Origin of the sequence: Saccharicrinis carchari (assembly GCF_900182605.1) — a bacterium.
Taxonomy (GTDB): domain Bacteria; phylum Bacteroidota; class Bacteroidia; order Bacteroidales; family Marinilabiliaceae; genus Saccharicrinis; species Saccharicrinis carchari.
Genome location: NZ_FXTB01000002.1, coordinates 257600 through 270890 on the forward strand (window position 1 = coordinate 257600; position 13291 = coordinate 270890).

General features: G+C 46.1%; 6 protein-coding genes. 1 reads left to right on the forward strand and 5 read right to left on the reverse strand.

Features of this window, described 5'->3' with window-relative positions; all coding sequences use genetic code 11:
- Positions 1-744: 744 nt before the first annotated feature.
- A complete protein-coding gene (locus FN809_RS05595; protein WP_142532512.1) occupies positions 745-2976 on the reverse strand; it encodes an alpha-L-fucosidase in 2232 nt (743 codons plus the stop codon).
- 1678 nt (positions 2977-4654) lie between these two features.
- On the opposite strand from FN809_RS05595, the gene FN809_RS05600 reads away from it, so the two are divergent.
- Complete coding sequence (locus tag FN809_RS05600) at positions 4655-5020, forward strand: endonuclease domain-containing protein (RefSeq protein WP_142532513.1); 366 nt, start codon at positions 4655-4657, stop codon at positions 5018-5020.
- Positions 5021-5258: 238 nt separating this feature from the next.
- Here FN809_RS05600 and FN809_RS05605 read toward each other — a convergent pair whose 3' ends face one another.
- The 4 genes from FN809_RS05605 to FN809_RS05620 form a co-directional block, all read right to left on the reverse strand.
- Positions 5259-8141: an exo-alpha-sialidase gene (locus FN809_RS05605; protein ID WP_185957466.1), complete on the reverse strand. Its 2883-nt coding sequence runs from the start codon at positions 8139-8141 to the stop codon at positions 5259-5261.
- A gap of 77 nt (positions 8142-8218) precedes the next feature.
- Positions 8219-10438: a M60 family metallopeptidase gene (locus tag FN809_RS05610; protein WP_142532515.1), complete on the reverse strand. Its 2220-nt coding sequence runs from the start codon at positions 10436-10438 to the stop codon at positions 8219-8221.
- A gap of 96 nt (positions 10439-10534) precedes the next feature.
- Positions 10535-11425, reverse strand: a complete 891-nt coding sequence (locus FN809_RS05615; RefSeq protein ID WP_142532516.1) for a discoidin domain-containing protein — start codon at positions 11423-11425, stop codon at positions 10535-10537.
- 20 nt (positions 11426-11445) lie between these two features.
- Positions 11446-13281, reverse strand: coding sequence for a RagB/SusD family nutrient uptake outer membrane protein (locus tag FN809_RS05620; protein ID WP_142532517.1), 1836 nt, complete (start codon positions 13279-13281; stop codon positions 11446-11448).
- Positions 13282-13291 lie beyond the last annotated feature (10 nt).

Genomic DNA, 13291 nt, shown 5'->3' on the forward strand with positions numbered 1-13291 from the left:
GATTGGTACAAGAAGCAAATCGGCTTTAGCCGTGACTGTTATTCCTCATCCAAGCTGTACATACGAATCACGGCTAAAGCCGGTTGCTGTTTAGTGCATCCCCCATCTTAAAAGATGGGGTTAGGGGATTTGATTGGTAGGATGGGTTGATGTTTTGTACATAATCTATGGGTGAGAAGGATGGGGTAGTGGGTTCAATTTGTTACTACTCTGATGTGTCGGTATTGAAGCTGTATATAAAGTCCTATAGCCCTGCCTTTCAAGGCGGGGACTGGTACAAGAAGCAAATCGGCTTTAACCGTGAATGTCATTCCTCATCCAAGCTGTACATACGAATCACGGCTAAAGCCGGTTGCTGTTCAGTGCATCCCCCATCTTAAAAGATGGGGTTAGGGGATTTGATTGGTAGGATGGGTTGATGTTTTGTACATAATCTATGGGTGAGAAGGATGGGGTAGTGGGTTTCAATTTGTTACTACTCTGATGTGTCGGTATTGAAGCTGTATATAAAGTCCTATAGCCCTGCCTTTCAAGGCAGGGATTGGTACAAGAAGCAAATCGGCTTTAGCCGTGAATGTCATTCCTCATCCAAGCTGCACATACGAATCACGGCTAAAGCCGATAGTGCATACCCTTGTTTTTCACCCTAAAAGCTACCTGATACTATTGCCTGTCTCCAAAAAAAATCTCCCGCACCATTTATTGGTAACGGGAGATATCATTTTTTTTAAACAGGTGTTGTTCTTAATCCACAAAAAAGTCCAATTCGGCAACTGCCACAGAATTGCTACCACCAGCACCTCTTTCGGAAACAATTTTTATATATCTCGTTTTTAAAGGTTTGTCGAATGCTTTGGTCCGTTTTACCGGATCGTTTATCAGGTTGCCAAACTCAAAGGAGGTCACCTTTTTCCATTTCTTGCCTTTTTTGCTGGTATAAATGCTCCCAAGTTCCATCATACCTTCCTTGTGTTGGGTTTGCGGTGTGTAAGCGAAGCCTGTGAGTGATTGTACTGTGCCTAAGTCAATGGAAACAGAATGAGGATGAACAGAAGTATTGTCCGACTGCCAATAAGTGGAGGCTTGATCATCGAAAGCTTTACCGGCTTCAAACCCTTCCTTGCTGCTGCTGGCATTTACCAGCTGCCAATTGTTTTTCAACAGGCCAAAACGGACCGAAGTTTCGCTTCCTGCCTGATCGCTACTGAACGCTCGTGCTTTTACTTCTCCTGATTTAACTTTGATTGGCGAATCATAAATTGCTGATGTTTTACTTGGTGTACTTCCGTCCAGCGTGTAACGTATCTCCATATCGGCGTTTAGGTTACCTGTGGCATCTATGCCATGCGACTTCCAGCCAAAATCATCGGCTTTGGGAGCCAGGGTAACTTCTCCCGTGGCATTGCGGCTCATTGTTATTTGCGGCGGACGGCTTTTGTAGTAATGTGCCGATACTTTGCTCAGCGTGGCATTAAGCCTGGATTTTAAAATGCGGATCCTGAATTTGTCCGTGGATACGGTGGGGAAGCGCAGTATCTTTTTATAGCCCACCGTTGTGCCCGAGGCTATCTCTTTCCATTGGCCTTCTACCATGGCGTCCAGGGCATGTTCTTCGATACGCTGACTGTGTGTAGCTATGGCCTCCATCAGTACAAACCTATTCACGGTGACGGTTTGTGGCAGTTCAACGATCAATTGATTGTTAAATTCGGAAGCATCCACGAAACTGAGTTCGTCATTGTCTAACATTTCAGCAGGATCGGTGGCACCTTGAAGCAGATCGTTGCCGTAGGTTTCGCGTATCCTGTTGCCTGTTTCTTCCAACACCGCCACGTCCTCAGGCGAGAAAAGGCCATCGCGGTTCGGCGGGATATTTAATAAAAAGGTGGAGTTGCCGCCCACCGATCGCTCATAAATATCGAACACATCATCGGCATTGCGCACTTTCTGGCTTGTTTCGTCGCGATAGAACCACCCTTCGCGGATAGAAGTATTGGTTTCGGCAGGGAGGTAGTGCAGGTATTTGGCATCCATGAGTTTCTCGCGGCTACCAATATCGCCGTGCATATCGGGGAACTTTAGCATCTGTTTGGGATCTCCCGGTAAAGGTACGATGTCCCATTCGGTTTTGCGCGTGCCGCCGCTCTCGTTACCACACCAGCGCACATCTTCACGACCAAAAATAACTGCCTCGGGAGCCAGTGTGCGGATGAGCTTTTTCCAGGCCGGATAATTATATTTTTGCCCACCCTTGCGCTTGGGGTGCGCTCCATCAAACCATACTTCGTGTACAGGGCCATACTCGGTAAGCAGCTCAAAAAGCTGGTTTAAAAAATATTCGTTGTAGTCGTCTACTTCAAACTCAAAGGTGGTTTTATTGGAAAAGGGGCGCCCTTCAACTGCACGCGGGATGGTGCGCATGCTGTATTTGCTCAGGTTACCGTAAAGCCCTTCGGGGTTTTCAATTTGGTACAGGTCGGCGGGTGAAAGATAAACGCCTAGCTTGAGACCGTATTTTTGGCACGATGCTGACAGCTCTTTGAGCACATCGCCCTTGCCCTCGCGAAAGGGCGACGACATGATACCATGTTCGGTATAACGCGATTGCCACAGCACAAAACCATCGTGGTGCTTGGCTGTAAAAACAACCAGTTTCATGCCGGCGGCCTTCATGGCCCGGCACCATTGGTCGGTATCCAAATTCTGGAGGTCGAAAATTTTGGGATCCTCCATCCCGTTGCCCCACTCCATGCGGGTAAAGGTATTGGGCCCGAAATGTACAAAGCCTGTGAATTCCAGCTTCTTATATTCGTACTGGTTGGGTGTGGGTACCACGTGAGCCGCCTTACGAATGATGTCTTCGGGGGTGTCGCCTTCATTGATTTTAATCGTGTTGGAAGGCGTAATGGGGTTCTGTGCCCAAGCCGTTATGTGCAGGGCAAACAGCATTAAGGGGAGAATAAAAAGATGTTTCATATAACCTGTATTAATGATAAAATGTTTTCATGCTCTAAAGTTAAAAATAATCTAAATCTCAAAGTAAACCAATATTTCATTGATTTTTGGGTTGAACGAAACTTTTATTTTTCCCTGTTTGCGTATGGCCAGCGTTTTGCCCCCAAGACAAATGCCGCTGACGCCCACTTGTGCGCCTCGCAGTTCTCCTCCTTTACCCCAACCCTAAAGGGGAGGGTATTCACAGCGGATAAAATTTCAACACATAAGCAAAACTACAGTCGCAACGAAGCTCCCCTCCTTAATAAAGGAGGGGTGGATGATATTGAGGTACGAAATATCAGACGGGGTGGTTGTGAACCTGCCAGCTAGGTGAGCCTTTCCGCTAAAAAACCACTCAATGAAAAAACAACAAACGTATAGATCCCCATCCCTGCCGCTGCGCGGCAGTACTTCCCCTTTTCTCAAAAAAAAGGGGAAGAGCCGTTGGTTCTTGAAACCTACCATCATGCAAATCTGTGCACCTTGTGGATGAGAAGTAATTATCCCACCATGTAAATCTAAGCGCCTTGCAGTTCCCCGCCTTTACCCCAACCCTAAAGGGGGGTATTCACAGCGAATAAAATTTCAACACATAAACAAAACTACAGTCGCAACGAAGCTCCCCTCCTTAATAAAGGCGGGGTGGATGATGCGTAGGCACGGAGCATCAGACGGGGTGGTTGCCTGCCTGCCAGTTAGGTGAGCCTTGCCGTTAAAAAATTCATATGGCAAACAACAATACGTATCAACCCCCATCCCTGCCGCTGCGCGGCAGTACTTCCCCCCCCCCCCTCCAAAAATGTGAGGGGGAAGAGCCGTTGAGTGGGAGTCATCCCACCATGCAAATATATCCACTTACCAGTTGAGTGGGAGTCATCCCATCATGCCAATCTGTGCGCCTCGCAGTTTCCCGCCTTTTACCCCAACCCTAAAGGGGGGTATTCACAGCGAATAAAATTTAAACACATAAACAAAACTACAGTCGCAACGAAGCTCCCCTCCTTAATAAAGGAGGGGTGGATGATATTGAGGTACGAAATATCAGACGGGGTGGTTGTGAACCTGCCAGCTAGGTGAGCCTTGCCGTTAAAAAATTCATATGGCAAACAACAATACGTATCAACCCCCATCCCTGCCGCTGCGCGGCAGTACTTCCCCCCCCCCCTCCAAAAATGTGAGGGGGAAGAGCCGTTGAGTGGGAGTCATCCCACCATGCAAATATATCCACTTACCAGTTGAGTGGGAGTCATCCCATCATGCAAATCTGTGCACCTAGCAGTTCCCCACCTTTACCCCAACCCTAAAGGGGGGTATTCACAGCGAATAAAATTTAAACACATAAACAAAACTACAGTCACAACGATTCCCCGCCTTTTAAAGGAGGGGTGGATGATGCGTAGGTACGTAGCATCAGACGGGGTGGTTGTAGGCCTTGCAACATAGAAAAGCCTTGCCGTTAAAAAATTCATATGGCAAACAACAATACGTATCAACCCCCATCCCTGCCGCTGCGCGGCAGTACTTCCCCCCCCCCCCCCCCCTCCAAAAATGGGAGGGGGAAGAACCGTTGGGTGGGAATCATCCCACCATGCAAATCTGTGCGCCAGGCGGGTAGCTTTTTACCGATATTTTCTCTAACTTGAATAAAACATCTGCCATGAAATCCAACAGTCCCCGGTTAAAACAATTCAGAAAAAGATTACGCAACCACTCTACACCAGCCGAAATTGAACTTTGGAGATACCTTAAAAACAAACAAATTGCGGGACTAAAATTTAGGAGACAACACTCCATAGGTAACTTTATCATAGATTTCTATTGCCCCAAAATTCGATTGGGCATTGAGTTGGATGGCGAACACCATATTTACAACGAGGAGTATGACCAAAAACGAGATAACAAGTTAAGCACATACAACATTACCATCGTACGTTACGAAAACGTAATGATATTTGAATATCCTGAGGTTATTGTAGATGAGATTAAGGAATATTTTCAGGGAGGGTTAGAGACGAAAGATTAATCGCAACAAGTATTATAATCCGTATAGATCCCCATCCCTGCCGCTGCGTCGCCAGTACTTCCCCCCTGACCATTATTAAAATAGAAAGCCCCGGATGACTGCTCTTAATGAGGGCAGCCACCCGGGGCTAAATCTATCCATTCTAAATTCGGCAATCCAAAGTGATAAAGGATGATCATGTTAAGCACCCGGCATATTCTTATTTTAGTATATCCAGGTTAGATAATCATGACCTACTTTATTTCACAAAGACCTTTACTTTTTGTGTGCCCAGATCTACAATATAAATACCGGTAGAAAGGTTTTTGTTTGTGGATACTTTAATGCCAGAGATATTATAAATCTGATATGAGTTGGCAGGGAGCCCTTCTACGATTATCTGTTTGTTGCTGCTCCATACCTTATAACTATCCTGGGTTATATTATCAACGCTCACGTTGGGATCCATGTAAATGTCGGCACCATCGGTAAGCCACTCCAGCGAAAATCGCACAAATACCATATCGAAGCCACCTCCTATGGATCCGTCTTCGTAATACATGCCTATGGTTCCATCCTCAAGGATGGTAAAGGTAGAGTAGGCCGATGGGGCAGGACAAATAGTTTTAACGATGGGAAAGGTAAGCCCCTCGTCGTAACTAATGAGCATCGACACGTTGGAACGGTTGGACGCATAGGCCAACGAATGTAACATCCGGTTTTTGTCGTAGCCATCCAGCGTAGAGGTGTAGGTCATAATCTCACCGTTGCAGTTGGGGTCTATTAAATCGGGGTGATTGGTGCTGGTGCCCCAGGTGTCGCCGTTATCCTGCGAAATGTTCCACTCGCGGGTACCTGCGTTACGTATAGAGATGATTACATCGCCGTTGTTACGCTGTGCCAGCTTGGACTCGTCGCCGTGCCTGTGAACCATGTTGGTGTTTATGTTCCAGGTAGCTCCCTTGTCGTCGGAATAGATCACATAATTATCGATGCCATCGGTGGTGCCACGTACGGCCACGGCAAACATCAGTCGTCCGTTTTGCAATTGCAGTCCACGACCCGATGCTACAAACACACCATTCCAGTTCTGCGAGATGGGGTTGCTGCTACCCGCACCGTATATGCTGTTGGTAATATCTAGTGGAGCACTCCAGGTGATGCCGTTATCGGCGCTTTCGCAAACTACAATACGTATGGGAGAGGCCGGTGTGGACTGAAAGAAGCCGCGGTCAGAGGCCATCAGACAGAATATCTTACCTGATTCTTTTTCCACCACCAATGCTGCGTCGCCATACCCCGTTTCGGTATCTTGTCCGGCTATCATCAGCGGTTCGCTCCAGGTAATGCCGTTGTCAACGGATCGTTTGATATACAAATCGATATCGGCCGGCAGATCGCGGTCGTGATTGATGCGTTTATCCGTGGCTGTTACCAAAGAACCGTCGTTGGCTGTTACAATGGCGGGGATACGGTAAAACATAGAGCCGTAATCGCCGGGTGAGAATAAGGTGTGCTGTGCCAAAAATATGGTTGAGGCAAAGGCAGGGGAGGGGTTGGCCACGGTAAACTCCGTTTGCCCGCTGAGCTTGGCCGTATGTACGCTTCCTTTTATTAAGTTGCCTTCCAGTGCATTGGCACTTACATCGCATACCAGTGCAAAACGGTTGGTGCCATAGGATAGGTTGTAAGCCGGGCTTATGGTGAAGCTAATGTTGCCCGCAGCACTTTGAGCAGCACCCACCAAGGTATGCTCTGCCGGGTTAAAGCGCAGGTCGCTTCCCAGGTCGTAAATGCGTAGGTTTTGTACATCGCTCAGGTTGGTAGTTCCCTCAAGATTAACAACCACCTCCTCTAAAGCTGGAGACCCGGTGAATCCTTCAACATTTACGGAAAACTGGGTAAAGGCAAAGTTGCTATTGCCTATGCCGGTGGTTACCTGCATGTGGTTTACATCCACCTCGGTTATGGAAGCCGGCACCTGTATGTTGCTAACTTCCTCCAGACGCCATGCACTGGGTGAATCAACACCACCGGGCCAGGCTACAATCACTGATCCGTTTTGCTGGCAGTGCAGCGGGTTTGTTCCATCGATATATAGCGAGAATTGAACACTTGGCGCTAAGGGGTTAATGTTGTAAGGGGCTATTGTTGTAGATGTTCCCTGCGTAATGTCCTGTGCGATGAACAGGTCGCTTGCCATATTCTGGATCCCATACTTGCCACTGCCGGCATCCACTATTTTCCACAACATATTCGGATCCACTTTTCTGTCGTCAAATTGCAAGCGAACGCCCGGTTCGGAGCTCCTGTTTACGATGACCTTATTTTTGCAGTAATCGTTTGTAGCTGCCGAAACCAGATAATACCAGGTCTCGTTTTCTGGGGTGCTCAGCATAACAGGGTTGCGTGCCGTATTTCTGAAAGTTTCCATAGCTGTGTGCAATGCTGATGTAGCCCCTGAATAATCAGGTGTTTCTTCATTGGAATCGAATACGGCCTGGGCATCTGCAATGGCGGCATCCAACTGTGCTATGGCGGGACTCCCCGTTGAAATGTATCCCGGGTTGGTACCCACTAAACTTTCTTTTAAATTGGTGGCTATGGTGATGGTAGCGCCCAAAATAATTTTGGGGTCACCATGTTGCTTAAAATAATAAGCCGTGTTTGAGTCCTTTTGATTGCTGTTCCAGCGATCGCATTTTAAGCCATTCCAAATTAAGGTATAGCTGTTATGGCCCCCCCTCATCCAAAACTGATTGTCGCCCAATGCACCGAACTCAAAGCTGCCGCCGGTAGCATCCAGGGAGTGCGACAGATTCATGTATAGTCCCGAACCTTTGTTTTTTAGTTTCACCACACCGTCTACGTCAACCAGCGCCCACAATTCGTCATCGCCCCCTTGGGCAATACGGGCATAAATCCTGTTTTCGGCGGTGTTGGGGTAGAGCGCATAACCCAATAGGTTAGTGGGGCCGGTATAACTGCCACCTCCTAAGGGTGCTGTACATGCCGATTCGATGCTGTACCAAATAGGTTCCGCTTCGGTACTCACAACGGGTGTTACTTGAGCCTTGGTTGAAAAACCAAGTATAAATAGGGTAAAGCCCAGTGTAATAAAAAGAGATAAACGTTTTTTCATGATGTTAAGGTTTAAATATGAAAAAATATACATAATGATAGGTTAGAAAAGAGTAAAAAAACCTATCATTAATATCTTTATTTTACATCTAACTCTACACGGTTACCGTCGTAACCCACTGCATACAGTTTGTCATTTGTTGCAAAAGAAGGCACCGTGAAGGTGGGCCGTGTAGCGATAAAAATAAGCTTGCCGTTGCGGTGCTGTTCAAAGCTAACGGCATTGGAATGCCCTGTAACGGAGATGTCATTACCCGTTACCGCAGCTGTACCTCCGCTGACTGTTCCTTTGGCTTGATAAGCACTAACGCTTTGTTCGTGTATAAATTCAATGCTGGCATCCGGCTTTGCGTAGCCTTTGGAGGCAATATAAGATTTTGCTTCGTCCACCATGCTTTGTGTAACGGTCATTTGACCTGTCCCGTAATCGTCTATCTGCATGTCAACGGGGGTAAGGAATCCCCAGGCGGTAAAAAAGTCGGTCAGATCGGTTTGTGCCACGTCGCTGCATATCTTTACGAACTCCACCTGTGCCTGGCCGGGCGACTGAGGATTGTCATTAATGCGGATGACCTCGTGAACATCTTTATAAAAATCGGTATAACCTTTAACACGGGCAAAATAAAGTTGAAGTTGCCAAAAGGGTACCAGCTTGCAAAACACGTCGCCATGAGCAGCGTGTGAGATACCCGGTGCAATGATTTCTGTAAAGGCTTTTTCGTAGCGGTTGTTGTATTCCCCCATGTCCTCCACATCAATGCGGGCACCGTTGCCAAAAGTGGTTTGCACATACAATGAATAGATATTGGTTGTAACTTCGGTGGTACCCAACCATTTTAAGCCCGGACGGGTTTGGTGGGTGTGTCCAACCTCATGTGCAGGCCCCCAAGGCGAAGAACGTACCGTGTTGTGGTTGCAAAGTGCCGGCATGGTACCTTTATGATATTCCGTACGGTTGCCGGTGGAATACATGTACATGTCCTGATGGGTGTTGGTGCGGAAGTAGGAACGGGTAGTGTAGGCCCTGTCGTATTTATACAAGCCCATGAAATCCTGCTGCAGATAAACGATGGAGTCATATACCTCGATAAGGCGTTCTGCATCCTGTGTGTTTTCACGTAAATCGTCCGTTGTAAAGGTGAGATGTGCATATTTACCCAGTAGGTCGAAATAGCTGTAGGGGGCATTGCCTATCAGGTCGTTCCAATCCTCGTTAGTGTGTTTGGAGGCATCGAAGTAACCGTTGATCGTACCGGTGGCAAAATTAATCTTCACATCGTGTTTTAGTTCATCCTGATAGATAACATAAGCCAGGCCGTCTGTGCGAACGTTAAAGCGATTAACACCGGGCTGAAGGATAAAGTCCTGTCCACTAAACCCTTTGGTGTGATCCACTACGCGAAGTGCCATGTCTCCTACAAAGTCATCCACGAAAACCACCATATCATCCCCCCACTTTACATAAATGCCAGTTACATTATCGTAGTAACCGTAAGTGCTGGTTTTGTTGCTCCCAGCAATTATTTGCGGATCGGGATAGCTCTCAAATTCGCCAATCCTTATACTGTCGTACACACCTTCGTAAATGGCCAGAGCCATTTTTTTAACAAACTCATTATTTACAGCTTCAATATCCTCCAGTGATGTGCCATCCTTTAATTGGGTGCAGGCCTTATCGTTAAAGATGTTCAGACTTTCGAGAATAGATGAACTTTTCTTAAAAAACTCTATTTCCGTCAGGCTCACAAAGTCGTTGGTGCCTTTTGTAACCGATATCTTGAAAGCTGCCGGTTCCGAAAAACCCTCTTCAAAGCGGATAATTTTGGGGAGCGTATTGCCGTTGAATTCATAATCGCCCAACTTGCTGTATTCGCTGCTGCCCCGGCTCTTTATAAATATCTGGCAGTTCAGTATCCTGCCATTATTGCTGTCCTTACGTGGATGCAGCAACACATAGTCTATATGATCCACATCCTCGCCAAAAGTGTATTCCAGTACCACGGGATAGGTGGTTTGATTACCCCAGCGGCTGTGGTACAGGGTGCCAAAATCACCGTCAATGGTTTTGTCTATATCGGTTCCTGACTGATGTTCGCTCGCACTTGCCCCTTTAACAACGATTTTGATATCCTTATCGATATCGTTCGCATTTCCAGGATTGTATTCCGTTGGAAGTTCGTTTTTATCGGGCTCCTCGGGCAATGGTTTAACATCGGCCACCTTATCATCTGAGCAGCTATGTTGGGTAAAAAAGGAAAAAATAGCTATTATAAAAACAGGCAATATTTTTAAATTCATGGTAAACTTATTTTATATACAGTAAAAATGCAATTTAAAAGGGCATTGACAAGCATAAAACCATGTTCGTCAATGCCCTTAAAATCACTGTGTAAACTATTGATAATTTCGCTCTGCTTCTTCTTCCAGATCCACAACAGACAGGCCTTTCTTAAATATGCTTATTGTGCTTAGGTGGGTGTAGGTTCTATTACCGGGATTGGCCAAAATACGCAAGCGGAAATACTGAGAGCTAAAGTTTTCTCTTTCGCCAAACAACAGGGTTTGCGTACTCGCTACAGGTGAAGTTGGCAGATTTTCTTCGGAGGTCCATACGGTGGTCCAGGCATTGCCATCATCGCTCACCTGTAAATCCCATTGCGAGGGTCTTCCATTTTCGTCGCCGTTTTGCCTAAAAGTGTACCTCATCCCTCCTATCTCGGTTGGTTCATCAAAGTTAATCTGAATCCAGTGCGGCAATGGAGCAACCCCGCTTGACCAGGCGGTATGCCAATAGGAGTTGATGTTTCCATCGAGAAGATTTTTCTTAGGCCCTTCGGAAGATTCCTGGGTATAGGTGTCAATCATATCATCCGTTAATTCAATGTCCACGTTTGACTCGGGCTGGTACGTTATATCCTTTCCTCGGCGTATAGGTCGCACTGCCGATGTAGTAAGCACTTCGTTGCCTACTAAATCCTCATTAAAGGCCTGCACTTCAAAAACGTATTCAAACTTATTAAGCAAACCCCCGATAACAACCGAATCGGTAAAAATGCTGGAGTTTGTTTTAATTGTGCGTCCGTTCTTTTCGTAACGGGTTTGTACGTAGAAGTAATTAGAGTCCTGGGGGATGTCCCATGATAGTAAAACACCGCCCACACGGGGTTCCGTCTTTATGTCACTTATTTGTGAGGGGAAAGGAACCTCCGTTTTTTTATCGTTGTCGCAATTGGTAAAAGCGATTAGCAACGACATTAAAAATAGTGAAATCAATATCTTGTTCATAAAAATAGATTTTTTGAAAATTAATATCCAGGATTTTGAACCAGTTTCTCATTTTTATTTATCTCTCCTTGTGGTATGGGCATCAGATAAAATGCAGGCGAACGGAAATTCCGTTGGAAAGGAACCTCCTGAACCTGAAAGAATTCAAGATCATTTTCTCCTTGAATATTCATTCCTTTTGCCTGTGTACCAAAATAAGGTTCGGCGATCATCCAGCGTCTCAAATCCCAAAATCGCTGGTTCTCAAGGTAAAATTCAATAGTACGTTCCTGCCTTACGATATCTCTTAATACTTCTCTGCTATTGGCTCCTCCAATTGGCTCCCATGCATCGTCAACGGAAGGGATTCCTGCTCTGGATCGTACCCGGTCAATATATTGTTTGGCGCTTGCAAACTCTCCTGCACCACCATACTCAATTAATGCCTCGGCATACATGAGGTATAAATCGGCCAATCGGATCACCGGCCAGGGGTACTGCTGCGAGGGGACTACCAGAGAAGGTTGTTCTAATTTTGGATGAACTCCTTTTTTATTTAAATAGCCTGTGGGTGAATAATTGTTACTCCGCCCTTTTATACCGCAATTGTCGTCGCGGCGGAATTGCGTTTTAATACGCTCCACTGTTTCGCCCCCTACATCACGAATAATTTCGTAATATCCATTGTGAAACGCAACCCAGGCATTAAACCTCGGCTCCCGGTTTAAATTTAATTTCATCGTTGTGCCATTATCGCCAGTAGCAATGGAGTACCTGTTGTCATAATCGAACGCCGGATCTTTATCAATGGGTAATCCGTTTTCCGTGTAAAAAGCCTCCACCATGGTTAAGGTAGGCGCAATTCCATTCCATGCGCGTCCCTGAATAAAAGGCGTTGATTTGTTCTGTAAATCATAATATCCTTCGCGGCGGGTATCTGCCCATAATACCTCCTTAGAAAAGCGATCGATAATTGTATATCGTAAATCTCTTTCAAAGGGATCTTCGGGGTAGGTATCTCCAAGCGAAGTATTGTAGGTATAAAGTTCGTGGCCATTGTCCTCGGCCATATCGATAGCATATTTTGTGGCTTCGGCGGCTCTTTGCCATTTTTGTGGGTCGTAAGTGCTGCTTATCAAACTATTGCCTTCCTTGTCCGTAAAGTTGGTATAAAAACTGCTTTGTGTTTCACCTCCACCATTGAACAAAGGAGATGCGGCCAACAACAGGGCGCGGGCCTTTAAAGCCGCAGCAGCAACCCTTGTAGCTCGTCCGTAAGCCGTACTGGCCGAATAATTCAAAGGCAAATCCTGTGCTGCTTCATCAAACTTATTTACAACAAATTCAATCACATCGTCAAAATGAGCCCGTGAAGGAAAATCGCTGTATGCCATGTTCACATCCGGCACGCTTTCCACAATTATTGTAGGGCCGTAATTACGTGCCAATAAAAAGTGATAATAGGCGATCAAGAACTTGGCTTCGGCTTTGTAGTTAACCTTAGCCTGCTCCGATAGTCCTGGCGTGGCATCCACACCTTCAATAAGCAGGTAGCACTGACGGATACCTTTAAAAAGCGTATTCCAATAAGAAATAACCGGGTTGGATGCGGTAAAATTACCTTTGGGGAAATTGGCAAAGGTTTCATGTTCAAAAGCGGTTACCACCTCGTCGGCAGTAAAAAAGTCGAGCGATGATGTACCACTCCTTGGTGTTGGAATATAACTGTAACAGGAATATAAGTAATTCTCGGCCGAATATACATTCTTGAAAGCATCCTCCTCTGTAGGTCTTTCGTCGGGTACCACATCCAGGTAATCACAACTTGGTACCATACATACCACCAAAAGGGCAAGGAAAATTTTATATATCTTCATTTTAATAAAT

Excerpts from the sequence above, each read along its gene's own strand:
- FN809_RS05610 (WP_142532515.1), bottom strand. The coding sequence starts at position 10,438 with ATGAATTTAAAAATATTGCCTGTTTTTATAATAGCTATTTTTTCCTTT.
- FN809_RS05615 (WP_142532516.1), bottom strand. The coding sequence starts at position 11,425 with ATGAACAAGATATTGATTTCACTATTTTTAATGTCGTTGCTAATCGCT.
- FN809_RS05620 (WP_142532517.1), bottom strand. The coding sequence starts at position 13,281 with ATGAAGATATATAAAATTTTCCTTGCCCTTTTGGTGGTATGTATGGTA.
- FN809_RS05605 (WP_185957466.1), bottom strand. The coding sequence starts at position 8,141 with ATGAAAAAACGTTTATCTCTTTTTATTACACTGGGCTTTACCCTATTT.
- FN809_RS05600 (WP_142532513.1), top strand. The coding sequence starts at position 4,655 with ATGAAATCCAACAGTCCCCGGTTAAAACAATTCAGAAAAAGATTACGC.
- FN809_RS05595 (WP_142532512.1), bottom strand. The coding sequence starts at position 2,976 with ATGAAACATCTTTTTATTCTCCCCTTAATGCTGTTTGCCCTGCACATA.